Annotated in this window: 28 protein-coding genes; 19 read left to right on the forward strand and 9 right to left on the reverse strand. The window is 67.4% G+C overall.

Annotated features, from left to right (window positions below):
• The first annotated feature begins 6 nt into the window (after positions 1–6).
• Positions 7–762 (forward strand): IclR family transcriptional regulator domain-containing protein, encoded by a 756-nt coding sequence (locus tag ACFSGJ_RS12460; RefSeq protein WP_390262179.1) that lies wholly within the window; start codon positions 7–9, stop codon positions 760–762.
• Here ACFSGJ_RS12460 and ACFSGJ_RS12465 read toward each other — a convergent pair.
• Positions 732–911 carry a hypothetical protein gene (locus ACFSGJ_RS12465; RefSeq protein WP_390262182.1) on the reverse strand — a complete coding sequence of 60 codons (180 nt, stop codon included), beginning with the start codon at positions 909–911 and terminating at the stop codon, positions 732–734. The two genes, ACFSGJ_RS12460 and ACFSGJ_RS12465, sit on opposite strands and share 31 nt — an antisense overlap.
• A gap of 120 nt (positions 912–1,031) precedes the next feature.
• Here ACFSGJ_RS12465 and ACFSGJ_RS12470 point away from each other — a divergent pair, with 120 nt between their 5' ends.
• Positions 1,032–1,538 carry a ferritin-like domain-containing protein gene (locus tag ACFSGJ_RS12470; RefSeq protein ID WP_390262185.1) on the forward strand — a complete coding sequence of 169 codons (507 nt, stop codon included), beginning with the start codon at positions 1,032–1,034 and terminating at the stop codon, positions 1,536–1,538.
• Positions 1,539–1,608: 70 nt separating this feature from the next.
• Here ACFSGJ_RS12470 and ACFSGJ_RS12475 read toward each other — a convergent pair whose 3' ends face one another.
• Positions 1,609–1,839, reverse strand: a complete 231-nt coding sequence (locus tag ACFSGJ_RS12475) for a hypothetical protein (RefSeq protein WP_390262188.1) — start codon at positions 1,837–1,839, stop codon at positions 1,609–1,611.
• 224 nt (positions 1,840–2,063) lie between these two features.
• Between ACFSGJ_RS12475 and ACFSGJ_RS12480 the strand changes: the two genes are divergently transcribed.
• The 3 genes from ACFSGJ_RS12480 (at position 2,064) to ACFSGJ_RS12490 (ending at position 4,960) form a co-directional block, all read left to right on the forward strand.
• Positions 2,064–2,876: a PRC-barrel domain-containing protein gene (locus ACFSGJ_RS12480; RefSeq protein WP_390262191.1), complete on the forward strand. Its 813-nt coding sequence runs from the start codon at positions 2,064–2,066 to the stop codon at positions 2,874–2,876.
• 135 nt (positions 2,877–3,011) lie between these two features.
• Positions 3,012–3,602 carry a TetR/AcrR family transcriptional regulator gene (locus tag ACFSGJ_RS12485; RefSeq protein ID WP_390262194.1) on the forward strand — a complete coding sequence of 197 codons (591 nt, stop codon included), beginning with the start codon at positions 3,012–3,014 and terminating at the stop codon, positions 3,600–3,602.
• Positions 3,599–4,960 (forward strand): MATE family efflux transporter, encoded by a 1,362-nt coding sequence (locus tag ACFSGJ_RS12490; protein WP_390262197.1) that lies wholly within the window; start codon positions 3,599–3,601, stop codon positions 4,958–4,960. Before ACFSGJ_RS12485 ends, ACFSGJ_RS12490 begins: the two co-directional genes overlap by 4 nt.
• Before the next feature lie 9 nt (positions 4,961–4,969).
• Here ACFSGJ_RS12490 and ACFSGJ_RS12495 read toward each other — a convergent pair whose 3' ends face one another.
• Positions 4,970–5,233: a hypothetical protein gene (locus ACFSGJ_RS12495; RefSeq protein ID WP_390262200.1), complete on the reverse strand. Its 264-nt coding sequence runs from the start codon at positions 5,231–5,233 to the stop codon at positions 4,970–4,972.
• Between the two features lie 74 nt (positions 5,234–5,307).
• Entirely contained in the window at positions 5,308–5,523 is a 216-nt protein-coding gene (locus ACFSGJ_RS12500; RefSeq protein ID WP_390262202.1) for a hypothetical protein, read from the reverse strand.
• A gap of 176 nt (positions 5,524–5,699) precedes the next feature.
• Here ACFSGJ_RS12500 and ACFSGJ_RS12505 point away from each other — a divergent pair, with 176 nt between their 5' ends.
• Entirely contained in the window at positions 5,700–6,425 is a 726-nt protein-coding gene (locus ACFSGJ_RS12505) for a LuxR C-terminal-related transcriptional regulator (protein WP_390262205.1), read from the forward strand.
• Between the two features lie 3 nt (positions 6,426–6,428).
• Here ACFSGJ_RS12505 and ACFSGJ_RS12510 read toward each other — a convergent pair whose 3' ends face one another.
• Positions 6,429–6,659, reverse strand: coding sequence for a hypothetical protein (locus ACFSGJ_RS12510; RefSeq protein WP_390262208.1), 231 nt, complete (start codon positions 6,657–6,659; stop codon positions 6,429–6,431).
• Complete coding sequence (locus ACFSGJ_RS12515; protein ID WP_390262211.1) at positions 6,656–7,981, reverse strand: type II and III secretion system protein family protein; 1,326 nt, start codon at positions 7,979–7,981, stop codon at positions 6,656–6,658. The genes ACFSGJ_RS12510 and ACFSGJ_RS12515 overlap by 4 nt, the downstream gene beginning before the upstream one ends.
• Before the next feature lie 246 nt (positions 7,982–8,227).
• On the opposite strand from ACFSGJ_RS12515, the gene ACFSGJ_RS12520 reads away from it, so the two are divergent.
• From ACFSGJ_RS12520 to ACFSGJ_RS12545, 6 genes are all read left to right on the forward strand, one after another.
• The gene (locus tag ACFSGJ_RS12520) at positions 8,228–8,713 is read left to right on the forward strand and encodes a tetratricopeptide repeat protein (protein WP_390262214.1); all 486 of its coding nucleotides are present in this window, start codon (positions 8,228–8,230) and stop codon (positions 8,711–8,713) included.
• Positions 8,714–8,794: 81 nt separating this feature from the next.
• Complete coding sequence (locus tag ACFSGJ_RS12525) at positions 8,795–9,292, forward strand: A24 family peptidase (protein ID WP_390262217.1); 498 nt, start codon at positions 8,795–8,797, stop codon at positions 9,290–9,292.
• Positions 9,293–9,308: 16 nt separating this feature from the next.
• Entirely contained in the window at positions 9,309–10,139 is an 831-nt protein-coding gene (gene cpaB / locus ACFSGJ_RS12530; RefSeq protein WP_390262220.1) for a Flp pilus assembly protein CpaB, read from the forward strand.
• 2 nt (positions 10,140–10,141) lie between these two features.
• A complete protein-coding gene (locus ACFSGJ_RS12535; protein ID WP_390262223.1) occupies positions 10,142–11,350 on the forward strand; it encodes an AAA family ATPase in 1,209 nt (402 codons plus the stop codon).
• A gap of 2 nt (positions 11,351–11,352) precedes the next feature.
• Positions 11,353–11,760 carry a TadE/TadG family type IV pilus assembly protein gene (locus ACFSGJ_RS12540; RefSeq protein ID WP_390262226.1) on the forward strand — a complete coding sequence of 136 codons (408 nt, stop codon included), beginning with the start codon at positions 11,353–11,355 and terminating at the stop codon, positions 11,758–11,760.
• Entirely contained in the window at positions 11,757–12,134 is a 378-nt protein-coding gene (locus ACFSGJ_RS12545; RefSeq protein WP_390262228.1) for a TadE/TadG family type IV pilus assembly protein, read from the forward strand. Before ACFSGJ_RS12540 ends, ACFSGJ_RS12545 begins: the two co-directional genes overlap by 4 nt.
• Positions 12,135–12,155: 21 nt before the next feature.
• On the opposite strand, the gene ACFSGJ_RS12550 is transcribed toward ACFSGJ_RS12545, so the two are convergent.
• Positions 12,156–12,602 carry a pilus assembly protein N-terminal domain-containing protein gene (locus ACFSGJ_RS12550; protein WP_390262231.1) on the reverse strand — a complete coding sequence of 149 codons (447 nt, stop codon included), beginning with the start codon at positions 12,600–12,602 and terminating at the stop codon, positions 12,156–12,158.
• A 240-nt stretch (positions 12,603–12,842) separates the two neighbouring features.
• On the opposite strand from ACFSGJ_RS12550, the gene ACFSGJ_RS12555 reads away from it, so the two are divergent.
• The 5 genes from ACFSGJ_RS12555 (at position 12,843) to ACFSGJ_RS12575 (ending at position 17,606) form a co-directional block, all read left to right on the forward strand.
• Positions 12,843–13,004: a Flp family type IVb pilin gene (locus tag ACFSGJ_RS12555; RefSeq protein WP_390262234.1), complete on the forward strand. Its 162-nt coding sequence runs from the start codon at positions 12,843–12,845 to the stop codon at positions 13,002–13,004.
• Between the two features lie 69 nt (positions 13,005–13,073).
• Complete coding sequence (locus tag ACFSGJ_RS12560) at positions 13,074–14,471, forward strand: CpaF family protein (RefSeq protein WP_390262236.1); 1,398 nt, start codon at positions 13,074–13,076, stop codon at positions 14,469–14,471.
• A 1-nt stretch (position 14,472) separates the two neighbouring features.
• The gene (locus tag ACFSGJ_RS12565) at positions 14,473–15,471 is read left to right on the forward strand and encodes a type II secretion system F family protein (RefSeq protein ID WP_390262239.1); all 999 of its coding nucleotides are present in this window, start codon (positions 14,473–14,475) and stop codon (positions 15,469–15,471) included.
• A 9-nt stretch (positions 15,472–15,480) separates the two neighbouring features.
• Complete coding sequence (locus tag ACFSGJ_RS12570) at positions 15,481–16,416, forward strand: type II secretion system F family protein (protein ID WP_390262241.1); 936 nt, start codon at positions 15,481–15,483, stop codon at positions 16,414–16,416.
• Positions 16,413–17,606 (forward strand): TadE/TadG family type IV pilus assembly protein, encoded by a 1,194-nt coding sequence (locus ACFSGJ_RS12575; protein ID WP_390262244.1) that lies wholly within the window; start codon positions 16,413–16,415, stop codon positions 17,604–17,606. The genes ACFSGJ_RS12570 and ACFSGJ_RS12575 overlap by 4 nt, the downstream gene beginning before the upstream one ends.
• Before the next feature lie 68 nt (positions 17,607–17,674).
• On the opposite strand, the gene ACFSGJ_RS12580 is transcribed toward ACFSGJ_RS12575, so the two are convergent.
• Positions 17,675–18,859, reverse strand: coding sequence for a Do family serine endopeptidase (locus ACFSGJ_RS12580; protein WP_390262247.1), 1,185 nt, complete (start codon positions 18,857–18,859; stop codon positions 17,675–17,677).
• 231 nt (positions 18,860–19,090) lie between these two features.
• Here ACFSGJ_RS12580 and ACFSGJ_RS12585 point away from each other — a divergent pair, with 231 nt between their 5' ends.
• A complete protein-coding gene (locus tag ACFSGJ_RS12585) occupies positions 19,091–19,762 on the forward strand; it encodes a winged helix-turn-helix domain-containing protein (protein WP_390262250.1) in 672 nt (223 codons plus the stop codon).
• Positions 19,752–21,137, forward strand: a complete 1,386-nt coding sequence (locus tag ACFSGJ_RS12590; RefSeq protein WP_390262252.1) for a sensor histidine kinase — start codon at positions 19,752–19,754, stop codon at positions 21,135–21,137. The genes ACFSGJ_RS12585 and ACFSGJ_RS12590 overlap by 11 nt, the downstream gene beginning before the upstream one ends.
• Here the strand turns inward: ACFSGJ_RS12590 and ACFSGJ_RS12595 are convergent.
• Positions 21,106–22,101 carry a 1-phosphofructokinase family hexose kinase gene (locus tag ACFSGJ_RS12595; protein WP_390262255.1) on the reverse strand — a complete coding sequence of 332 codons (996 nt, stop codon included), beginning with the start codon at positions 22,099–22,101 and terminating at the stop codon, positions 21,106–21,108. The genes ACFSGJ_RS12590 and ACFSGJ_RS12595 overlap by 32 nt on opposite strands.
• Between the last annotated feature and the right edge of the window lie 8 nt (positions 22,102–22,109).

A 22,109-nucleotide genomic window follows, 5' to 3' on the forward strand; every position in this document is an offset into this window, starting at 1 on the left:
GTAGGAATGACAGACAAGAACCACATGGGCGGCCTTGCCAAGGGCCTGCGGGTGATCGAGGCGTTCGAGGCCGACCGCCCGCGCCTGACCATTGCCGAGGCGGCGCAGGCCGCGGGGCTTGACCGGGCGACGGCGCGGCGCTGTCTCCTGACGCTCACCGAGCTTGGATATGCGAGCTATGACGGCAAGTTCTTTGCGCTGACGCCGCGCGTGCTGCGGCTCGGGATGGCCTGCCTCGCGTCGATGCCCCTGCCCGCCCTGGTACAGCCCGCGCTGGACCGCCTGTCGCAGATGCTGGGCGAGAGCACATCCGTCTCGATCCTCGACGGCGACGAAATCGTCTATGTGGCGCGGGCGGCGCAGCGCAAGGTGATGTCGATCTCGCTGATGCCGGGCAGCCGCCTGCCGGCCTTCTGCACCTCGATGGGCCGCGTGCTGCTGGCCGCCCTGCCCGAGACCGAGGCGCGCACCCGCCTTGCCCTTCGCCCGCTGGCAGCCCGCACGCCCCTGACCGAGACGGACCCCGCCGCGATCATGGCCCGCCTCGCGCTTGTGCGCGAACAGGGCTATGCGCTGATCGACCAGGAGGTAGAGCTTGGCCTTCGGTCCATCGCGGTGCCGCTGACGGATACGCACGGGCATGTGGTGGCGGCGCTGAACCTCGGGCTGCCGGCGACGCAGGCGGATGTGTCGGACCTTGCGCGGCGCTACCTGCCGGCCCTTCGCGATGTTCAGCAGGAATTGCGGGCGACGCTGGTCTGATCCTTGCCTGAAGGATCCTTGCCGGAAGACGCAGCCCCGAGCCGTGCCACGCGCGGCAGCACGACCTGCCCGCCCTCATCGCGCTTCTGGCGGATGACCAGTGTGTTGATACGTGCGAGGATACCTTGCTTGCGCGTTCGGCCCCCCATCTCGGCGACAAGCTCCCTGACGCTCCGTCACGGGAACATCCTGGCCTTCCCGCTGTTCGGGCAGCGATGGACAACGCATGCGCCGGGAGGTCCGGCCTGCCTTGTCGGAAGGAGATTATGATGAACGAGATCCGCGAGAACTTTGTCGACTGGCTGCGTGACGCCCATGCCGCCGAGGAACAGGCGCTGACCATGCTCAAGGGGCAGGCCGGCCGGATCGAGAACTACCCTGCGCTGCGCCAGCGCATCGAGCAGCATATCGAGGAAACCAAAGGTCAGGCCGAGGCGATTTCGTCGCTACTGGAACGGTATGACACGAGCGCCTCAGGGCTCAAGGACTTCACCAGCAAGGTGACGGCGAGCTTTCAGGATATGAGCGGCGTCTTTGCCAGCGATGAGGTCGTCAAGGGTGCGCTCTTCAGCTATGCGTTCGAGCATATGGAAATCGCAAGCTATCGCATCCTCGTCACCACTGCCGAACAGCTGGGCGACACCCACGCCGCCGAAGTTCTCAAGGGCATCCTGAAGCAGGAAGAGGCCATGGCCCAGTGGCTGTTCGACCATCTCGACGAGATCACGCGCAGCTATCTGGCCCGGTCCGAGGCTGATCTGGACGCCAAACGCTGAGACAAAAAAGGAACCCCGGTTTTTACCGGGGTTCCTTGTTCTGAGGCACGGAGTCAAGGATCGGCGGCGATCAGCCGTTCCCGTAGACCGGATCGCGATCCAGACCCTTGCCACCGCGGCGCTTTTCGTCTTCTTCCTTGGCTTCCTCGCCTTCCGGAAAGGTCGGATGCTCGAACTCTCCCTCGGGGTGCTCCACTTCCTCTTCCAGCTCTCTCTCGAGCTTGCCGAGGTCCTTTTCCATCGCCTCATGCCGTTGCGGCGAAGGGCCGCCCGCGGGCTTGCCATCAAATGTGCCGTTCATGGGAAAACTCCTTTTCCTGATGCGCGACCTGGCGGGCATCTGCCGGCCTGCGCTACGGTAGGAAAACCCGCTCGGGGCAGTGCCGGTTCCCGAATGGCTATGCCCCGGCCCGCCTTCCGCATTGTGGCATCGCCCGGCGGCAGCCATCCTTCCGAAACAAAACGCGGTTGAACGGCGTTGTCACTCCAACAAACCCCATCGCAACCACGTGGAAGGATCTTGCCATGAAAATGAAGAACACCCTCATTTCTTCGGTGCTCCTCGCCTCGGTGGCCGCATTTCCGGGCCTCGCCCAGCAGGTGCAGGCCCCAACCGACACCGAGACCGACATCGTTTCCCCGACCGAGGAAGGCGTGACGCAAGGCGATGCCACCGGCACCACGCCCGCAAACCCGCCGGGCTCCACCGCCCCCGTTCTGCCGCCGCCCGATCAACCCTCGGCCGTGACCGGCGAAGGCGCGGACCCGAGTGTGGCATCCCCCGGCATGTCCTCGCCCGACCCCGCACCGGGCGACCCGACCGGCGGAACCGCAGGGTCGACCAGCATCGTCGATCCGACGGGCGGTGACGCGACGGCAACGACCGGCGAAACCCCGACGCCCGGCGGAGGCGTCGCAGAAGGTACAGCGGCCCAGCCGCAGACGGGTGCCGGAGACGGCGCGCTGGCCGGCGCGCAGATGGTCTCGCCCCCCGACGGGTATGAGCCCTTTTCCGATCCGCGCACCCTCACCGCCGAGACGCTGACCGGCCAGAACATCTACGGATCTGACGATCAGAACATCTCGACGGTCAGCGATCTGGTGCTGGATGCGGAAGGGGCGGTCGTGGCGGTGATCGCCGATGTGGGCGGCTTCCTGGGCTTTGGCGCCCGATCCGTGACCGTGCCCTATGAAGAGCTTCAGATCTTCCGCAGCGGCCAGAACGACATCCGCGTCTACCTGCCGATGACGCAGGAAGAACTGGAGGCCCTGCCGGAATACATGCCCGAGGCCGAAGGCGGCACCGGCGAATTCGGCGAAGACACCTCGCCCAACTGACCTCCCCCAACTGACGTTGCGCTGTCATGCAGCAAACGAAGGCCCGCCTTGCGCGGGCCTTTGTCGCTTGACGGGGCGGCCCGAGGTTCCATATGCAAAACTTGCACAAACTGCAAATCTTGCCAAGGAATACCGATGTCCCTTCGTGAACGCCGCCGCCGCCAGACGGCCCTGGAGATTCAGGCGGCCACCCTCGCGCTGGCCCGCGAACACGGGTTCGAGCAGATCACGACCGAGGCCATCGCCCAGGCTGCCGGGATTAGCCCCCGCACCTTCTTCAACTATTATCCTTATAAAGAGGCCGCCGTCCTCGGCCCGCCGCGCGAAATCTCGCCCGAGGCCATCGCGGCCTTCACGGCCTCGGACGCGGATCTCTCGGACGATCTGGCGCAGCTTTTCAAGACCCACCTGCGCCTGACATGGGAAGGCCGGATCGAGACGCTGCGCGCGATGATCGAACTGACCCGCGAACATCCGCGCATCATGGCGCTGCATCAAAGTGCACTTTTCGGCCTGCGCGAAACCCTGCAAGAGGTGATCGGACGGCGGTTGCCGGACGATCCAGTCCTGTCACGGCTCCTTGCGCTCCTGATGCTCGACGCGGCGCGGGTCGCGCTGGAGGGATGGCTCTCTGGCGACGAGACGCTTGAGGCGCAGATCGACGCGGTCTTCGGGCGGCTGCCGGACCTCGGGCAGATCCTCACACGGTCCGGGGGCCGGGCATGAGCGCCGCGTCCTCTGCGGCCCGTCCTCTCTGGCGGCCGTTCCTCGTCTTTCTTCTGCCGATGATGGCCACGAACATCCTTCAGTCGCTGTCGATGACGATCAACAACATCTTTCTGGGCCGGATGCTGGGGTTCGAGGCGCTGGCGGCGGCGTCGGTCTTCTTTCCGGTGGCGTTCCTGTTCATCGCCTTCCTGATCGGGCTTTCGGCGGGCGCGACCGTGCTGGTGGGACAGGCGCAAGGCGCGGGCGCTGTGGACAAGATCAAGGCCGTTGCCGGAACCTCGATCACCGTGGCGCTGGCAGGCGGCATCCTGATCGCGGGCATGGGCTGGCATTTCGCGGCGCAGATCCTGACGCTGCTGGGCACACCGGCCGAGATTTTCGGGCAGGCCGTGGCCTATGCGAGGATGAGCTTCCTGGTCATGCCCTTCACCTTTCTCTTTCTCGTCGCGGCATCGCTTCTGCGCGGGACAGGTGACACGGTGCGGCCCCTCATGGCGCAGATTTTCGCGACGATCCTTGGCGCCGCCCTGACCCCCGCCCTCATCCAGGGCTGGATCGGACTGCCGCCTCTGGGCGCGCCGGCGGCAGCACTGGCTGCGGGGCTTGCCTTTCTGGCGGCACTGGTCGCGCTTGGCGGCTATTTGTCGGCCAAAGGGCATGTGATGGCGCCGGACCGCGCGCTTTTGCGGGCGATGCGCCCCGACCCGGCCTTGCTCGCGCTGATCCTGCGGATCGGACTGCCAACCGGCGTTCAGGTGGTGGCGGGCTCGCTGGCGGGGCTGGTGATCGTGGGGCTGGTCAATGCCTACGGGGTTCAGGCGACGGCGGCCTATGGCGCGGTCAGCCAGATCATCAGCTATGTTCAGTTCCCCGCCCTTTCGATCTCGATCGCCGCTTCGGTCTTTGGCGCGCAGATGATCGGGCGCGGGCGGCCTGACCGGCTGGGCGAGGTGCTGCGCACCGCGATGGCGATGAACCTGATCCTGACGGGCGGGCTGGTGCTGATCGTCTATGCAGGGTCCCGCCAGATCATCGGGCTTTTCCTGACCGACCCGGCCATTGTGGACCTGAGCCAGGAGTTGCTGCATATCGTGGCCTGGGCGGCGCTGATGTTCGGGGCGGGCACGATCTTTTCCGGGATCATGCGCGCCTCAGGCACCGTGCTGATGCCGATGGTGATCGGGCTTTTCGCCATTCTGGGGGTGGAGATCCCGGTGGCCGTGCTCCTTTCGGGTCAGATCGGGCTGCCCGGGATCTGGTGGGGCTATGTCGCCTCCTTCGCCGCGATGATGGTCCTGCAGGGCGCCTATTTCGGGCTCGTCTGGCGCCGAAAAACCATCCACGCCCTGATCTAGAACGCGATCTCAGGAGGCCGCGACGAACTTGTTGAACCGGCTGGTGCCACCATCCGCCGTTTCATCCTGATAAAGAAACTCCAGATCGTTCTCGTCGAAGATCGCAAAGAATTCTTCCCAGGTGATGGCGGTCAGGCGGTCCTCGGGTTCGTTGAAGTCGATCCGGAGGATACCGCCATCGCCCTCGGTCTCGACCTTCGCGGGGTGGCCGTCACGCTCCTCCGCCCAGGAACGGATCACCTCATGGTCGCGGGTGCGTCGGGATTGGGTCATGCATCATTCCTTTTTGCGGGGGCCGACTTTACGGGGGCCGACGCCCGGAAGAACCGGGCCTCGGCCTTGCCGTCTCAGCTTTCGCGGCGGTTGGCGGTGTGGTCGTGATACTGCTCGGTCTGGACATTTCGCCCGTCGAGGCCGCGATCCGGCGTATGCTGCGCCTTGTCCCGGTTGGACAGGACCGAATTGGCGGGGATCTTGCTGATATCGGCCTCGGACAGGGCGCCGGTGCCGTCGCCCTTGCCATGCGTGCCGATCCCGTGATGCTTGCTGTTCGCCTTTGCCATCGGTTCCTCCTTTCGATGATCTGTGCCGATGCTTGCAACCCCAACGTCATGCAGGTCGCGACGTTCCAGCCCAACGCATCACAACTGTGTCCAAAAAGGGAGCCAAGGCACCCTTTTGGGTGTCTTTTTATATGCAATCCCAAGACTTAAGGTGTCCTGTGAAGCAGGAGAACAAGATGATCGACTTTCCGGACGCCCACCCGATTTCAGGCCCGCTGCGAGTCCTTCTGGCACATGACGATCATCTCTTTCGGTTCGCGATGCGCACGATCCTTATCGAGCGGCTGAATGCGGCCGAAGTGATCGAGGTCGGCTCGCTCGATGAGGCGATCGAGGTTCTGGGGGCCGACGACCCACCCCAGTTCGCCGTTCTTGACCTTGCGATGCCCGGGATGCGCAGCCCCTCAAGCCTTGGGGCCGTGCGCGAGATGGTGCCGCAGCTGCGGGTGGCGGTCATTTCCTCGTCCCGGCGGCGACAGGACGTGATCGACGCGTTGCAGGCGGGCGTGCACGGTTTCCTGCCGAAATCCTACAGCGTGGAACAGCTCACGAATGCGCTGCGCCTTGTGCTTGAAGGGCTGATCTTCGTGCCCTCGTCGGTCGCGATTCACGCGGCGGCGCTGCCGCCCGAAGGCGCGGACCGACGCCGCGAGCCCAGGATCGACATTCCGCAGCCAACCATCCTGACGCCGCGTCAATGGGATGTGCTGGAGCTTCTGGTTCAGGGACAATCGAACAAGGAAATCGCCCGCACGCTCGAACTGGGCGAAGGCACGGTAAAGATCCACCTGGCGGCGCTGTTCCGCAACCTCAAGGTCCGGAACCGTGCGGCGGCCGCGGTGGCAGGGCATGACCTGCTGATGCTGCGCCCGGAACCCGATCTTGCCGCGATCGGGTCCTGAGGGTCAGGGCGTGCCGGGTGAGGCGGGCGAAGCGGGGTTGCGATAGCGGTCGATGACCGTTTCCAGCCGCGCCCCGTCCGCCGCAGGCCGCGGACAGGGGGCACCCGGCCTGCAGGCGCCCGTCTGCACCGCGATATTACGCTGGATCGCCACGCCCGCACCGGGGCTGATCCTGTCGCCGGTATAGGGCGCACATCCAGCCAACAGCAGGATCGCAGCGATCGCCGTCCTCATGGCGCGATGTCCAGGATATGCCCGAACGGCCCGATGATCCCCTGCCCCTCGGCATAGGCGCGCAACCGGTCCTGCGACACCTCGGTCTGGCCGAGCAGAAAGAACTCCATATCCGTGGCCGCGCGGCTGTTGTCCAACGGGGTCGAAAGACGGGTATTCCCGCCCGCGGGCTGGGCAAGGCGGGGCGTCACGATCACCACGAGGTCGGTTTCCTGCCGCTGGTAGGACGAAGACCGGAAGAGCGCGCCAAGCACCGGCACCTGCCCCAGGAACGGCACCTGCGCCTGCGTGCTGTTGTTGGTGTTCTGCAAGAGTCCCGCAATCGCAAAGCTCTGACCGTCCCTCAGCTCGACCACGGTGCTGACACGCCGTGTGCTGAAGGCGGGAATGGTGATCGTGCCGGTGCGGATGGTGGTGGTCGTGTCGATCTGGCTCACCTCCGGCTCCAGCCGCAGGTTGATCATCCCGTCAGCCAGAACCGTCGGCACGAAATTGAGCCGGACACCGTATTCCTTGTAGCTGACCGTGACCTGCCCGTCCGATTCCGCCACCGGCACGGGGATTTCCCCGCCGGCGAGGAAACTGGCCTGTTCTCCCGACAGGGCGACGAGGTTCGGTTCCGCCAGGCGGCGGGCGAGGCCGTTTGCCTCCAGCGTCTGGATCAGCAAGTCCGCGCTGACGCCTCCGTCCAGGATGCGCGTCAGAACCGAGCCGAAGGGTTGGTTGTTCGATGGCAGCGCACTGCCCACGCCCGTTCCGTAGCCGGTACGAAACGCGCTGCGGCTGCCCTGCCCGAACCAGCTGACCCCCAGTTCGCGGCCCGTGTTCCGCGTCGCCTCGACGAAACGCACCTCCAGCAGGACCTGCTGCCCACCCGTCACCCGAAGCGCGTTGACCACCGGATCAGGGCTGTACTGCCGCGCGAGATCCAGCGCGGTCGAGAGCGCCACCGCATCCGGCACCGTTCCGTTCAGTTGCAGACGCCCGTTCACGCTGCTGACGCTGATCTGCGATCCCGGGATCGCCTGTCGCAGCGTCGCGGACAGATCGCCGACGTCCGGGCTTACCTCGACCGTCAGGACGCCGATCCGCCCGCCGCCGGGCGCAAAGAGGGTCAGCGTCGTGCGCCCGATCTCATATCCCGTAACCGCCAGAGAACTGTCGCTCAGCGGCACCGCATCCGCGACCACCGGGTTGCCGACCACCACCCGCTCGATCACCTCGGACGTGGTCACCGTGACGGATTGCCCGAAGGGCACCGCAATCTCGCCCGCGGCGCGCCCGTCGGTAAAGTTCACATGCCGCGATTGCGCACTGGCCATCGCCGGAAGCCATGCACATAGCGCAAGGAACAGGAGACCCGCCATGGCGAGCCGAAAGAAAGGATGCGACCTGGCGAAATGCGGCACCGCGCTGACCCGAAACTGTGAAACTACGATCCCGACGCTAGGCCCTGCCGCCACGACGGACAAGCCACCATAAGGGGGCATCGACAATCTTTCGGAGGGGGGAGGCTCGACAGAACCCACAGGACCGGGCGATATGGTCCCGACGAGGGAGGAGTTTTCATGACCATCCGCAATCCGTTCCGCCGGGCTTCGGCGGGGGCGCTGTTGATACTGGTCCTGAGCGGATGCGCCGGCGGTCTTTCCGGTTCCGCGCCGCTTGCGCAGGGCAGGCTGCCCGCGTCGGTTCCGCCGGTCGCGCCGGAACAGGCCCTGCCTGTGGCCCGGCAGCGGTTTCTGGCCGGCGAATGGGGCGAGGCCGCGCGCTATTACGAACAGGCCGTCACGCGGGCGCCCGGCGATGGCGCGGCATGGCTGGGGCTTGCGGCCTCTTACGACCGGTTGCGGCGCTTTGATCTGGCCGATCAGGCCTATCGGCAGGCGGCGGTCGTGGTGGGAACACGGGCCGAGTATTTCAACAATGTGGGCTATTCCTATCTGCTGCGTGGCGACACGCGGCGGGCCGCGCAGAACTTTCAGCGCGCGGCAGAGCTTCAGCCAGGGAACCTGACCATCCAGAACAATATCGAGCTGATGCGCAGCTTCTGACGGATGGACTAGACCGTCCGGACGAATGGCTGCGCGCGGCTCCTTCGGGCAGAATTGGTTACCAAACCTTTGAGGTGCGCCATGCCGGACCCAGCCACCCTGTCCTTTGTCGTGTTCGCAACCCTGACGGGGCTTGCCGCCGCATCGGATCTGTGGCGGCTGCGGATTCCCAACCGGATCGTTCTAGGCCTTGTGGCCGGCTATCTTGTCCTCTTGCCATGGCATCTGGGCAGTTGGGGTGACGTGGCCGCGGCCATGGCTGCGGCAGGTGCCGTCCTTGTGGCGGGGATCGTGGGGTTCGCGCGGGGATGGTTCGGCGGCGGGGATGCCAAGCTCGCCGCAGCGATCGCGCTCTGGCTCGGGCCGGCGGCGCTGCTGCCGTTTCTGGTAACGACTGCGGTTCTCGGGGGGGTGCTGGCATTCGGTGTCATCTGCCTGCGCCCCATGTCCGTGGCCGGGGCGGGCTTTCTGCCGCGCTGGCTGTGGCAAAGCAACCAGTTGCCCTATGGGGCGGCGCTGGTGCCCGCCGCGCTCTGGCACTTCCCGCAGGGAGCCTGGGCCGCTGGCTGGTTGATCTGATGACAGGGAGGGCCGGATGCATCGTTCGCTTATCCTCTGTGCCGCGCTGATCTGCGGCCTTGCCGCCTTCTGGCTGAGCCAGCGGGAACCCGTGGCGATGGCCGAGGCACTTGTGCCCGAACCGCCGCCGCAGGCCGAGGTGCTGGTGGCCGCCGCGCAGATCGGCCCGGGGCAGCCGCTGGACGCGTCCCTGACCCGCTGGCAAAGCTGGCCGGTCGAGGCGCTGCCCACCGGCGTGATGACCCGCGACAGCGCGCCCGACGCATCGGCCGCATTGCAGGGTCATGTGGCGCGATCCTCTTTCGTCGCGGGCGAGCCGATCCGGATGGACAAGCTCGCCGGTCCCGGCAGCGGCTTTCTCGCCGCGATCCTGCCATCGGGGCGGCGGGCCGTCGCGGTGCGGATCTCGGCCGAAAACACGGCGGGCGGCTTCATCCTGCCGGACGACCATGTGGACGTGATCCATTCGGTCTCGCGCGCCGGCCCCGACGGATCGTCGGGCGGCGCGGTCAGCCGCACGATCCTGCGCAATGTCCGCGTCCTTGCCATCGATCAGGCCGTCCCCGAGGACGGTTCCCAGTCGCCCACGGCGCTCGGCAAGACCGCGACGCTTGAACTGACGCCGCAGCAGGCGGAAATCATCGCTGCGGCAGAGCTTTCGGGGGCGCTCTCGCTCGCGCTCAGGGCGGCAAGCGACAGCGGACTGGCACAGGTCGAACCCGACGAACCGCAGGACGAAACACAGCCGGAACCGGTCGCAGCCCCACCGAAGGACCGTCAGATCCTTCTGATCCGCTCGGGCCAGAGCGAATACCTCACGAGCAGGATCGCAGGCGGAGGCACGTGACCATGGGCAGGCCCATCGAGACGATCCATCTTCCCCGCGCCGATATCACCGCCTATTGGGCGACCCCCGAAACGGGTGCGTTTCTGGACCGCGCGCGGGTGGACCGCCGGTTTGCCAGCACGACGATCGAGGTGCACCCCGGCGGGATCGAGGCCGCGATCCGGTCTTGTGCGGCTGCCCGCTCGCCCGACCTGCTGATCCTTGAGGCCCCGCAGGCGGATGAGGGTTTTCTTGCGGACCTTGAGCGTCTGGCCGAACATTGCCTGCCCCATACACGGGTGATCGTTCTGGGCGCCGCCAATGAGGTCGGCGTGTTTCGCGCCTTTGTGGCCCACGGTGTCAGCGATTACCTGGCCCTGCCCGTCACGGTGCCCGACCTCGCACTGGCCTGCGGGCGGGCCTTGCCGACCGACGGCGCGGGCCGCCAGGGACGGATCGTCGCCTGTCTGGGGGTACGCGGCGGCGCGGGCGCATCGAGCGTCACGCAAACCCTTGCGGGCCTGATCGCCGAGGATCTGACGCTGGAAACCCTGCTCGCCGATCTCGATACGGCGGGCGGGAGCCTCGGCCTCGCGCTCGGGGTCGAGGGGCAGCAGAACGCGACCGTCGAGGCGATGAAGAACGCCGAGCGGCTGGATCAGGCGCTCTTTGACCGGCTTGCGGCACGGCCGCATCCGCGCCTTGCGGTGCTCTCCGGTCACCCGGACCTGGAGATCGGGACGGCGACGCTCGCCTCGCTCATGCCGGCGTTCGCCGCGACCTGCCGGCGCTACTTTCCCATGACGCTGCTGGACCTTCCGCGCGGCTGGGACGGGCTGACGCGATCCGCCGTCGGGCTGGCGGATGCGGTGCTGCTGGTGGCCACGCCGGACCTCACCTCGCTGCGCAATGCCCGGCTGCTGCTGGCGCAGCTTGCGGCGCTGCGGCCCGATGACGAGCCGCCGCATATCGTGCTGAACCAGATCGGCCTGCCGCAACAGGAACAGATTGCCCCTGCCCGCTTTGCCGAGGCGCTCGGCAAACCGCTTTCCGCAAGGCTCGGGTTCAATCCGCGCAGCCTGCCGGGCGAAACCTGCAAGATCGCCGACCGCCGCCTGCGCGAGGCGCTTTTGCCGCTGGCGACCAGCCTCTGCGGCGCGCAGATGCGCAGCCAGCCTGCGCCGCGCCAGGGTCTGGGACGGCTTGTGGCGCGGCTGCTGCCCGTGGGCTGACCATGGGCACGCGGCGCTTTCTCTCCTGCACCTCCGGCGCTTCGGCCATCGAGTTCGCGCTGGTGGCGCCGGTGCTGATGGGCCTCATGCTGGTCATGGTGGATCTCGGCATGGCGGTGGGCGAGAAAATGGCGATCGACCAGTTGCTGCGCGCGGGGGCACAGCTTGCCATGGCCGATCCCGGGACGGGTCCGGTTCTGACGGCGCTGGCCAGCATGAACGAAGACGCGCCGGGGCGCAGCTTTGCCGTCACGCTGCGCTGCCCCTGCTCCACGGGCACCTGCACGACCAGCTGCGCGCCCGGCGCGCTTCACAATGCCTACCGGCTGGAGGTGAGTTCGACCTATGACAGCCTGATGACCGGTTTCAGCCTGCCACTTTCCTCGGTGCTGGAGGTGCGCGTGCGATGATGACGCTGTTGCGGCGCATTCTGCGGTGCGGATCCGGGGCGGCCGGGGTGGAATTCGCGCTGGTCTGCGTCCCGCTGGTGGCGCTGATCGTGGGGATCGTGGAACTTGGCCGCGCGCTCAACCTGCGCAACGAGCTTGCCTATGCGGCCGATCAAGGGGTGCGCATCCTGCTGATGCAGCAAGGCAGCAGCGCCGCCGAAGAGGCCGTGCGCCAGGGGTTCAGTTTCGGCGGCAGCGAGGATCTTCAGGTCTCGGTGGTGACCGCCAGCGGCAGCCAGACGCTCGTGGTCAGCTATCCGCTGGACCTGATCGTGCCGGGTCTGAACAAGACGCCGATTTCGCTGCGCATCGAACGCAAGCTGACGGCACCATGACCCAGGGTTAAGACCCCAGGTTCAGCGGGGCGGCGCGGCGCCGATCTGCTGGCCCGTTCCGATCTGGCCCGCGACGGTACTGGCAAAGCCCGCCTCATCCCCCACCGAGAAAACCGGCGTGCAGCGCGCACCACAGGCATAGGTTTCGCGGCTGCGGCCCCGGTGCACGGTGGTCAGGCCCGCCCCGCCCCCGCTGACCCGTACCATCCGTTCCGACAGCACCTCCCCCTCGGGCGACAGCAGGATGAGGTTCGTGACCCCCGGCGCCCGCCCCGTCAGGATCAGCGTCTGGTCGTCAAGGATCGTGGCGTCCAGCAATCCGGCATTGCCGATGACAATGGTTCCCAGCGGGTCCTCGACCCGCATGACCTGCGCCATGTCGAGACCGACCTCCATTCCCCGCCCGGCCCCCTGCGCGAGGGCTGGTATCGCAACGACGCAGAACAAGGCGGCAAGGGCGTGTTTCATGGCAATCTCCGGTATTCGGGGCAGTATAACACGGCGCGGGCCACGATCTCTTTATCTACATGGTCTAGTCCATGGTGACGGGACCCATGCCAAACGGACTAGGCCGCGCGGGAAGATGTGAAAAACTGGTTAACCCATTTGGGCGAATTGTGAAAATCAAGACTCAGGCGCATCGTTTGTTCCAGAAGCCGCAGGAACAAGGCGGCAGATCTTCTCCAGCCAGCACAAGGAAGCCAGACCATGAAACTCCTCTCCCGCTTTGCAAAAGACGAATCCGGCGCAACCGCGATCGAGTATGGCCTTATCGCGGCGCTTCTCTCGGTCGCGATCATTGCCGGTCTTCAGACGATCAATCTGGGCGAAGTGTTCACCGGAATCGGTACGGCTATCTCAGAGCGCTAACCGCGAAGATCGCGCGCCTCACGGGGCCATCGTGCCCCGTGAGTCCTCTAACAGTTTGCGGAGCGCGCCATGTTCGGCAAGAAGATCGCCGCCGGCCAAGCAGAACCCGTCAGGGCACCGGCGCAAGCCTCGGCGGGCACGCACGCAACAATCCCGCGCCCGGCCGAGCCGTCGGAACGCCCCGAGAGTTTCTACACCCTCAAATCCCAGCTTTTCGGCGCATTGGTCGATGTGATCGACGTCGCGAACCTCGCGCAGATGGAGCCGGACAAGGTGCGCGAGGAACTGCGCGACGTGTTGTCCGAGATCATCAGCAGCCGCAAGATTCAGGTCTCGGTCGCCGAACAGGAAGAGCTTTTCGTCGAGATCTGCAACGACATCATGGGCTACGGCCCGCTGGAACCCCTGCTGGCCCGCGACGATATCGCCGATATCATGGTCAATGGCAGCAGCCGCATCTTCATCGAGGTCAACGGCCGGATACAGGAAACCGATATCCGGTTCCGCGACAACACGCAGCTTCTGAATGTCTGCCAGCGCATCGTGAGCCAGGTCGGGCGCCGCGTCGATGAATCCAGCCCGATCTGCGACGCCCGCCTGCCCGACGGATCGCGCGTCAACGTCATCGCACCGCCGCTTGCCATTGATGGCCCCAGCCTGACCATCCGCAAGTTCAAGAAGGACAAGCTGACGCTAGACCAGCTTGTGGGGTTCGGGGCGATCACCCCCGAGGGGGCGGAGATCCTCAAGATCATCGGGCGCGTGCGCTGCAACGTCATCATCTCGGGCGGGACGGGCTCGGGCAAGACCACGCTTCTCAACACGCTCACCCGCTATATCGACGATGGCGAGCGGATCATCACCTGCGAGGATTCGGCCGAACTGCAGCTGCAGCAGCGCCACGTCGTGCGGCTGGAGACGCGGCCCGCGAACCTCGAGGGCGAGGGTGAGATCACCATGCGCGAACTGGTCAAGAACTGCCTGCGGATGCGGCCCGAACGCATCATCGTGGGCGAGGTGCGCGGGCCCGAGGTTTTCGACCTTCTGCAGGCGATGAACACCGGCCATGACGGGTCGATGGGCACGATCCACTCGAACTCGCCGCGCGAATGTCTGAAACGGATCGAGTCGATGATCGCCATGGGGGGCTTCACCCTTCCCGCCCGGACGGTGCGAGAGCTTATCGTCGGTTCGGTCGATGTCATCATCCAGGCCGCGCGGCTGCGCGACGGTTCGCGCCGCATCACCCATATCACCGAGGTCCTGGGCATGGAGGAGGACGTGATCACCACGCAGGATCTCTTTGTCTACGACATCCTGGGCGAGGACGCGGACGGGCGCATCATCGGGCGGCACCGGTCCACCGGCATCGGCCGCCCCGGCTTCTGGCAGCGGGCCGCCTATTACGGCGAAGATCGCAGGCTGGCCGAGGCATTGGCGGCCTCCGAAGCGCCGTCCCCGGACTGAGATGTCGGCGGTCCTTCTGCCCCTTCTGACCGCCCTGGCCGCCGCACTGGCGGGCGGCTTCGCGATGACGGCGATCCTTTATCCGCGGCTGCGGCAGGCACACGCGCTGCGGCGGCGGGTCGATCGTATCGCTGCATCGGGTGCCGAGATCGCGGCCAGCCCACAGGATGAGGACGCCCGCCGCCGCCAGCTGGCGGTCGAGAAATCCTTGCGGCAGCTTGAGGAAAAACGCAGCGATCACGCGCGGCAGAACGGCCGCCTGACGCTGGGCCAGCGGTTGCAGCAGGCAGATCTGGACTGGACACGGCAGACCTACCTGATCGTGTCGCTGGGGGCGGGGGTCGTTTCCGCGCTTCTGCTCTATCTTTCGGGCCTGCCGGGCGTGGTGGCGCTGCCGGGCGGTATGCTGGGCGGCTGGCGCCTGCCCGTCATCTATGTGAACCGCCGCCGCAACAGCCGTTTCCGTAAGTTCACCGCAGGCTTTCCCGGGGCGATCGACGTGATCGTGCGCGGCATCCGCGCGGGGCTGCCGCTTGCGGATTGCATGAAGATCATCGCCGCCGAAGCCCCCGAACCGATCCGGTCCGAGTTCCGGACCGTGGTCGAGGAGCAGATGCTGGGAATGCCGATGCCCGACGCCGTTCAGCGCCTGGCCGACCGGCTGCCGCTGACCGAAGCGCGGTTCTTCGCCATCGTCATCACCATCCAGTACCGCACCGGCGGCAGCCTGTCCGAGGCCTTGGGCAATCTGGCGCGCGTCCTGCGGGAAAGGCGCAAGATGCAGGAGAAGATCAAGGCGATGAGCGCCGAGGCGAAGGCATCGGGCGGGATCATCGGGGCACTGCCGGTCGTCGTGGCCTTTGTCGTGTGGCTGACCAGCCCGGATTACATCTCGCTCCTGGCGACGACCTTCACCGGGAACGCGGTTCTGGTGGCGAGCGGGCTCTGGATGCTCATGGGGGTGCTCGTGATGCGCAAGATGATCAACTTCGACTTCTGAGGATGTGCGATGGAAATGCTGCCGCTACAGTCGATCCTTGCAGGCCTCGCGGTGGCGGCGCTGGTGCTGGCCGTCTTCTGGCCCCAGCTTGCCGGCAGCCGGCTTGAGGCACGCATCCGCGCCATCGAGGGGCGGGCCGCCCCGGTCCGGCCCGCACGGAAGGCGCGCAAGGAAATCTCGCTCAAGTCCGAGCCGCGGCGGCTCTTCAAGCTGATCGTCGACCGCTTCAACCTGACGCGGCAGGCCGAGAGCAGCGATCTTGTGCAAAAACTGCGCATGGCGGGCTATCGCGGGCAGGGCCCGGTCCTGACCTTCGTCGCGGCGCGGCTGCTGTCGCCCCCGGTTCTGTTCCTGCTGGCGGCGATCTATCTCTTTGCCGTGGCCCCGTTCGACCTGCCCCCGATCCTGCGGCTGGCGATGGCCGGGGGCTTCGGGGCCCTGGGCTATTACGCGCCCGACATCTTTCTGCGCAACCGGATCAGCAAGCGTCAGACCACGATCCGGCGCGGCTGGCCCGAGGCGCTGGATCTGATGCTCATCTGTGTCGAAAGCGGGATGAGCATCGAGGGCGCCTTTCGCAAGGTGGCGCAGGAAATCGGCGCCCAGTCGCCCGAACTGGCCGAGGAACTCGCCCTGACCAATGCCGAGCTTGCCTATCTGGAGAACCGGCGCCAGGCCTATGAGAACCTCGGCACCCGGACGGGACTGGAGGGGGTAAAGGCCACCATGACCAGCCTGATCCAGGCCGAGAAATACGGCACCTCCATCGGTCAGTCGCTGCGGGTCCTGGCGCAGGAAAACCGCGACATGCGGATGAACGAGGCCGAAAAGCGCGCCGCCGCCCTGCCGCCCAAGCTCACCGTGCCGATGATCCTGTTCTTCCTGCCCGTCCTTTTCGCAGTCATCATCACCCCGGCGATCATCCAGGTCGCCAAGCTGCCATGACCGCCGTGTCCACAGCCCGGCGGTTTGGCCGACATGAAGGCGGGGCGGTTGCGATCATCGCCGCGATCCTCTTTCCGCTGATCCTCGCGGCGCTGGGTCTGGGGATGGAAACGGGCCTCTGGTACATGAGCCAGCGCAAGCTGCAACACCTTGCCGATGTTGCGGCCCATGCCGGGGCCGTCGAGCGACGCAAGGGGCCGGACGCCACGGCGATCCGTGCGGTAGCGACGGCGACGGCCGTCGCAGGCGGTCATTCCGGTGCGGGCACCACCACCACCGTGACGCCATCGGCCCGCGGGGACAGCCTGTCGGTCGAGGTCGAGCTGGAACGGGTCATGCCCCGCCTCTTTTCAGGGTTCTTTGTGGACGGCGCCATGGTCGTGCGCGCACGGGCGCTGGCGCGGGTGCAGGGCGACGGGGCCAGCGCCTGCGTCCTCGCCCTGTCACCCGATGCGAGCCGGGCCGTCAACGTGGCCGGCAGCGCGCAGGTCAATCTGGAAGGGTGCGACCTGATGGTCGCCTCGAACGCCACGAACTCGCTGAGCTTCGGCGCGCAGATCACCATCCGCGAGGGCTGCGCCTATACCCGGGGCGGGGTCGAGGGCGCGCAGAACCTCCGGCTTCTCGACACCGGCTGCACGACCGTCCGCCAGATCGTGAACATGCCGTCCGACCCCTACCAGGGCCTGCAATACCCGACCCAGGCCCATTGTGGCGGGCAATGGAACGGCCTGACCGTGCGCTGTTTCGGCGATCTCGTGCTGGAGGAAAGCAATCTCCATTCCAACAGCATCTACCTGATCACCGGACGGCTGAGCACGCGGTCGAACAGCGAGCTCAGTGCCTCCAACGTGTCCTTCGTGCTGAACGGATCGGGCTATATCAGCATTCAGGGCAATGCGAACATGCAGTTCACCGCGCCCACCGGCGGGCCGCTGGCCGGTATCCTCTTTTCCGGCGCGCAGCCCGCGAGCAGCACGAACGACCTGCGCGGGACGCCGGGCACGGTCTTTGGCGGCACGATCTACTTTCCGCAATCCGCCGTCAGCTATTCCGGCAACTCGGCCGCCAATTGCACCTCGATCGTGGCGCACCGGATCACCTTTACCGGCAATTCCGCGATGAACTGCCGGGGGAACCCGTCGCAGCAACGCGACTACACCTCAAGCAACGTCGCGCTGGTGGAATGAAGCGCCGCGCAAGGCGACGGCCCGACCCCCGCAGGGATCGGGCCACCGGGGGCAGCGCCCGCGATCAATCACGCGTCCTGCGCCGCCCGGTCGCCAAGGGTCACGGTGACTTCCGTCGGCTGGCCCGCGCGCAAGAGGCCCAGCGTCACCTCGGTGTCGGGCGCCTGACCTGCGATAACGCGGGTGAGGTCGCGCGGATTGCCGATCTCGGTTCCCGCGACCGAGGTCACGATGTCACCGCGCCGCAACCCGGCCTCGGCCGCGGGGCTGTTTTCCAGCACCCGGCCCAGCATCGCGCCCTGCCCCGGCTCAAGCCCCAGCGCAGCCGCGATATCCTCGGTCACGGGCGCGATCTCGACCCCCAGCCAGCCCCGGCTGACGCTGCCGCCAGCGCCCAGATCGGCGACGACCTGCGCCACCATGTCCGAGGGCGCGGCAAAGCCGATCCCGACCGAGCCGCCGGTGGGCGACAGGATCGCGGTGTTCACGCCCACGACCTCACCCGCCGCGTTGAAGAGCGGTCCGCCGGAATTGCCCCGGTTGATTGCCGCGTCCGTCTGGATAAAGGCGTCGAACGGCCCCGACCCGATATCCCGGCCCAGGGCGGAAACGATCCCGGTCGTGACCGTCGTGCCCAGCCCGAACGGGTTGCCGATCGCCACGACCGGCTGGCCTACCCGCAGCGCCTCGGATGAACCGAAGCTGACCGTGGGCAGATCGGCCGCGTCGATCCGGAGCACGGCGAGATCCGTCGGCGCATCCCGCCCGACCACTTCGGCGGTGAACTGGCGGCCGTCCTCCAGCGTCACCCGCACCTCGCTTGCATCGGCGACGACATGGGCGTTCGTCACGATCTGCCCGTCCGTGCCGATGATGAACCCGGTCCCGAGCCCGCGCATCTCACGCGGCTGGGGCTCTGGCATCTCGGGGAAGGCAAAGCCGAAGCGGCGCTGGAATTCCTCGAACGGGAACCCCTGGGGCATCTGCTGCCGTCCGGCGGTGGGCGTGACCTGCGCCGTGACCTCGATCGTCACGACGGCGGGCGAGACGCGCGCCACCAGATCGCTGAAATCGGCTTGGGTCAGCGCGCCCGAATTTGCCTCGGGCGCCGCCTCCGTCGTGGTCGCCGTCTGCGCATGGGCGGCGTTATAGGGTGGCAGCACCGCACCCCCTATCGCCGCCGCCAGCGCCGTGCTGAAAAGCAGCGCCGCCGTTCCACTGATCCTGCCTTTGCCACGTTGCTTGACATACATTCGGTCATTCCTTCTGACAGTCGGTCAGCTGGCCTCTTGCCAGCTCTGAAGGAAAAGATGCGATTGCCGCCTCGCGTCCGCTTGTCAGGCAGATTACAGTTGCGCAATCTTTGTCACAGGGATGCGAGGGACGCGCGCCCGGGTTACAGGGCTGTAATCGCGCGGCCATTGTCAGGTAACGGTCCTGCCACCAGATGTCTTGCAGGACGGGACGTCGAGGCGGACAAGGTCATGCAGATACTTCTGGTCGAGGATGACGCGACCATCGCGGATTATGTGATCGACGGGCTGCGCCGCGAAGGCCATGGCGTCGATCACCTGTCGGACGGGCGGGACGCGCTCGCACAGGCCGCGCGGGGCGAATACGACGCGCTGGTGGTCGACAGGATGCTGCCGGGGCTGGACGGGTTGTCGCTGATCAAGGCGCTGCGGGCCGCGCGGGTCGTGACGCCGGCTATCTTTCTGACGGCGATGGGCGGCGTGGATGACCGGATCGAGGGGTTGCGGGCGGGCGGCGACGACTATCTGGTCAAGCCCTTCGCCCTGGGTGAGCTTTCGGCCCGGCTCGATGCGCTGGCCCGGCGCCCGGCGTTGCGGCAGGACGAATCCGTGCTGCAGGCGGGCGATCTCACGATGGACCTGATCCGCCGCCGCGTCACCCGCGCCGGGCAGGAGATCGAGCTCTTGCCGCGTGAATTCGCCCTTCTGGAACATCTCCTGCGGCGCAAGGGGCGTGTCCAGACACGGACCATGCTGCTGGAAGGCGTCTGGGACCTGCATTTCGACCCCCAGACGAATGTGGTCGAAACCCATATCAGCCGCTTGCGCGCCAAGGTCGACAAGCCCTTCGCGACCGAGCTGATCCGGACGGTGCGCGGGGCGGGCTATCGCATTGACGACTGATCCCGCACAGGCCGCGCCGACCCGCAGCTTTTCGATCTGGCGGTCCACGCCCCTGCGGCTGGGGCTGATGCTGGCGGCGGTCTTCACGCTTTGCGGGATCGTGACCTTTGCCGGCGCCTATGTCGTGGTCCGGGCCGACCGCATCCGCGCCATCGAGGCCAATCTCGACCAGCATGTGGCAAGCTTTTCCGCCGCGCGCCTGCCCCTCGCGCTTGGCGCGCAGGTGGCCGCGGATGCGGCGGCGACCGACGCGCGCGACCGGATCTTTGCCTATATCTCGCCGCTCGGGCCGCGGGTGGGCAATGCCGCGGTCGAGGTTCAGGATGACGGCGTGCTGCTGTCGCCGCTGCCGGGGCGCCCGCCCCTGTCGCGCGACGGATACCTGAGCCGCGTCGTGCCCATGGCGGGCGGGCTGCTGATCGTGGCCGAGACCAGGACGCCGCTGGTGCTGGTGCGGCGCACCTTCCTGATCCTTGCAGCCGTGGGATTGCTGCCGACCGCGCTTGCCGCCTTCCTGTCAGGATATGCGTTGGCGCGGCGGGCAGACCGCCGGATGCGCGAGGTTGAAACGGCGCTCGACCGGCTGGCCGCGGGCGATCTGTCGGCCCGTGTGCCCGACCGCCGCACGGGCCTGGAGGATCTGGACCTGATCGCCGACCGGGTGAATCGCATGGCCCGCGCGCAAGAGGCCGCGACCGCAAGCCTGCGGCAGGTGACGACCGACATCGCCCATGACCTCAAGACCCCGGTGCAGCGCATCGCCGTCCTGCTGCACCGCCTGCGCGACGATCACCCCGAGGGGAGCGCGGCCACGCTTGCCGAGGCCGCCCTGAACGAGGCCGAGCGCGCGGCGGGGATGTTTCAGGGACTACTGACCATCGCCGAGATCGAGGGCGCCGGCGGCGGCGATCCCGCGCCGCTGATCGACCTTGGCCAGATCGCCGCCACGCTGGCCGAGGTCTTTGAACCCGCCGCCGCCGAGACAGGCCACCGGCTGCTGCTGGATCTGCCGCCGGGGCCGGCGCGGATCAGGGGCGACCGGGCGCTGGTGGGGCGGATGGTCTCGAACCTTCTGGACAACGCGCTGCGCCACACGCCAGACGGGACCGAGGTGACGCTTTCGGTCCGCGTCAGTGCCGGGGGCATCACGCTGGGCGTCGCAGACCGCGGCCCGGGTATCCCGCCCGAGGAACGCGCGCGAGTGGTGCAGCGCCTCTATCGCCTTGACCGGAGCCGGAATACCCCCGGCCACGGGCTGGGCCTGAGCCTTGTGGCCGCTATCGCGGGCCGGCACGGGGCCGAGCTGTCGCTGGGCGACAACGATCCCGGCCTGCGGATCGAGGTCATGTTCCCGCATCCCCCGGCAGCGGGATAAGGCGACATTCGGGGCCCAGGCGGACGACATCGCCGGGACGGCAAAGCTCGGTCGCAGGCGTCATCACCGCCGCGGCCGCCGCAGCCGTGCCCTGTCGCAGCGCCTCGGCCCAGCCTTCGGCCCGCGCCAGTGAAAGGGCGACGGCACCGGTGAAACTGTCCCCCGCGCCCACCTTGCTCTGAACCCGCACGACAGGGGGGATGCAGTGCAGCCGCCGCCCTGCGCCGACCAGCACCGACCCGTTCGCGCCGCGCGCCAGCACGACGACCCGCGCCACCCCTGCCGCGACCAGTTCGCCGGCAAAGGCCGCCGTGTCGGCGACCTCGGGCAAGGGGCGGCCGGCAAGCGTCTCGGCCTCGGCTTCATCCATACGCAGAACCTCGGGCGCGGCATCGCGGCTGGCACTGGAACGGGACGGGCTGGCAAGGGCCGTCAGCGCCGCGCCCGAGGTATCGACGATCAGCCGCGCGCCCGCGGGTGCCAGAACCGCCGCCAGCGTCGCGGCGAAATCGTCCGGGACGCCGGGCGGCTGGCTGCCGCTCAGCACCACGATGGCGCCGGGCGGGGTCGCGGCCGACAGCGCGGCAAGCACATCGTCCACCGCCTGCGGGGGCCAGTCCGGGCCGGGCAGGACAAAGCGATACTGATCGCCCGTCGCAGCCTCGTTCACCGTCAGGCTCTGGCGCGTCTCGCCGGGGGCTGGCAGGGCTGCGGGTACCAGCCCCTCGGCCTGCATCAGGTCGGCGATCCGTGCGCCGGTCGGCCCGCCAAGGGCCGCTGCCGCCACGGCCTCGCCGCCCAGCCGGCGGATCGCGCGCGCCACGTTCACCCCGCCCCCGCCCGGATCATACCCGGGCCGGCCCAGCCGCAGCTTCGGCCCCGGACGCACGGCGCCGTCGAACCGTGCATCGACGTCCAGCGCGGGGTTGAGCGTGATGGTCAGGATCGGTGTCTGCCCGGGCATCGCGGATC

Source organism: Halodurantibacterium flavum (genome assembly GCF_042681825.1).
In the GTDB taxonomy this organism is placed as follows: domain Bacteria; phylum Pseudomonadota; class Alphaproteobacteria; order Rhodobacterales; family Rhodobacteraceae; genus Halodurantibacterium; species Halodurantibacterium flavum.

Excerpts from the sequence above, each read along its gene's own strand:
- ACFSGJ_RS12460 (WP_390262179.1), top strand. The coding sequence starts at position 7 with ATGACAGACAAGAACCACATGGGCGGCCTTGCCAAGGGCCTGCGGGTG.
- ACFSGJ_RS12465 (WP_390262182.1), bottom strand. The coding sequence starts at position 911 with ATGGGGGGCCGAACGCGCAAGCAAGGTATCCTCGCACGTATCAACACA.
- ACFSGJ_RS12470 (WP_390262185.1), top strand. The coding sequence starts at position 1,032 with ATGAACGAGATCCGCGAGAACTTTGTCGACTGGCTGCGTGACGCCCAT.
- ACFSGJ_RS12475 (WP_390262188.1), bottom strand. The coding sequence starts at position 1,839 with ATGAACGGCACATTTGATGGCAAGCCCGCGGGCGGCCCTTCGCCGCAA.
- ACFSGJ_RS12480 (WP_390262191.1), top strand. The coding sequence starts at position 2,064 with ATGAAAATGAAGAACACCCTCATTTCTTCGGTGCTCCTCGCCTCGGTG.
- ACFSGJ_RS12485 (WP_390262194.1), top strand. The coding sequence starts at position 3,012 with ATGTCCCTTCGTGAACGCCGCCGCCGCCAGACGGCCCTGGAGATTCAG.
- ACFSGJ_RS12490 (WP_390262197.1), top strand. The coding sequence starts at position 3,599 with ATGAGCGCCGCGTCCTCTGCGGCCCGTCCTCTCTGGCGGCCGTTCCTC.
- ACFSGJ_RS12495 (WP_390262200.1), bottom strand. The coding sequence starts at position 5,233 with ATGACCCAATCCCGACGCACCCGCGACCATGAGGTGATCCGTTCCTGG.
- ACFSGJ_RS12500 (WP_390262202.1), bottom strand. The coding sequence starts at position 5,523 with ATGGCAAAGGCGAACAGCAAGCATCACGGGATCGGCACGCATGGCAAG.
- ACFSGJ_RS12505 (WP_390262205.1), top strand. The coding sequence starts at position 5,700 with ATGATCGACTTTCCGGACGCCCACCCGATTTCAGGCCCGCTGCGAGTC.
- ACFSGJ_RS12510 (WP_390262208.1), bottom strand. The coding sequence starts at position 6,659 with ATGAGGACGGCGATCGCTGCGATCCTGCTGTTGGCTGGATGTGCGCCC.
- ACFSGJ_RS12515 (WP_390262211.1), bottom strand. The coding sequence starts at position 7,981 with ATGGCCAGTGCGCAATCGCGGCATGTGAACTTTACCGACGGGCGCGCC.
- ACFSGJ_RS12520 (WP_390262214.1), top strand. The coding sequence starts at position 8,228 with ATGACCATCCGCAATCCGTTCCGCCGGGCTTCGGCGGGGGCGCTGTTG.
- ACFSGJ_RS12525 (WP_390262217.1), top strand. The coding sequence starts at position 8,795 with ATGCCGGACCCAGCCACCCTGTCCTTTGTCGTGTTCGCAACCCTGACG.
- cpaB (WP_390262220.1), top strand. The coding sequence starts at position 9,309 with ATGCATCGTTCGCTTATCCTCTGTGCCGCGCTGATCTGCGGCCTTGCC.
- ACFSGJ_RS12535 (WP_390262223.1), top strand. The coding sequence starts at position 10,142 with ATGGGCAGGCCCATCGAGACGATCCATCTTCCCCGCGCCGATATCACC.
- ACFSGJ_RS12540 (WP_390262226.1), top strand. The coding sequence starts at position 11,353 with ATGGGCACGCGGCGCTTTCTCTCCTGCACCTCCGGCGCTTCGGCCATC.
- ACFSGJ_RS12545 (WP_390262228.1), top strand. The coding sequence starts at position 11,757 with ATGATGACGCTGTTGCGGCGCATTCTGCGGTGCGGATCCGGGGCGGCC.
- ACFSGJ_RS12550 (WP_390262231.1), bottom strand. The coding sequence starts at position 12,602 with ATGAAACACGCCCTTGCCGCCTTGTTCTGCGTCGTTGCGATACCAGCC.
- ACFSGJ_RS12555 (WP_390262234.1), top strand. The coding sequence starts at position 12,843 with ATGAAACTCCTCTCCCGCTTTGCAAAAGACGAATCCGGCGCAACCGCG.
- ACFSGJ_RS12560 (WP_390262236.1), top strand. The coding sequence starts at position 13,074 with ATGTTCGGCAAGAAGATCGCCGCCGGCCAAGCAGAACCCGTCAGGGCA.
- ACFSGJ_RS12565 (WP_390262239.1), top strand. The coding sequence starts at position 14,473 with ATGTCGGCGGTCCTTCTGCCCCTTCTGACCGCCCTGGCCGCCGCACTG.
- ACFSGJ_RS12570 (WP_390262241.1), top strand. The coding sequence starts at position 15,481 with ATGGAAATGCTGCCGCTACAGTCGATCCTTGCAGGCCTCGCGGTGGCG.
- ACFSGJ_RS12575 (WP_390262244.1), top strand. The coding sequence starts at position 16,413 with ATGACCGCCGTGTCCACAGCCCGGCGGTTTGGCCGACATGAAGGCGGG.
- ACFSGJ_RS12580 (WP_390262247.1), bottom strand. The coding sequence starts at position 18,859 with ATGTATGTCAAGCAACGTGGCAAAGGCAGGATCAGTGGAACGGCGGCG.
- ACFSGJ_RS12585 (WP_390262250.1), top strand. The coding sequence starts at position 19,091 with ATGCAGATACTTCTGGTCGAGGATGACGCGACCATCGCGGATTATGTG.
- ACFSGJ_RS12595 (WP_390262255.1), bottom strand. The coding sequence starts at position 22,101 with ATGCCCGGGCAGACACCGATCCTGACCATCACGCTCAACCCCGCGCTG.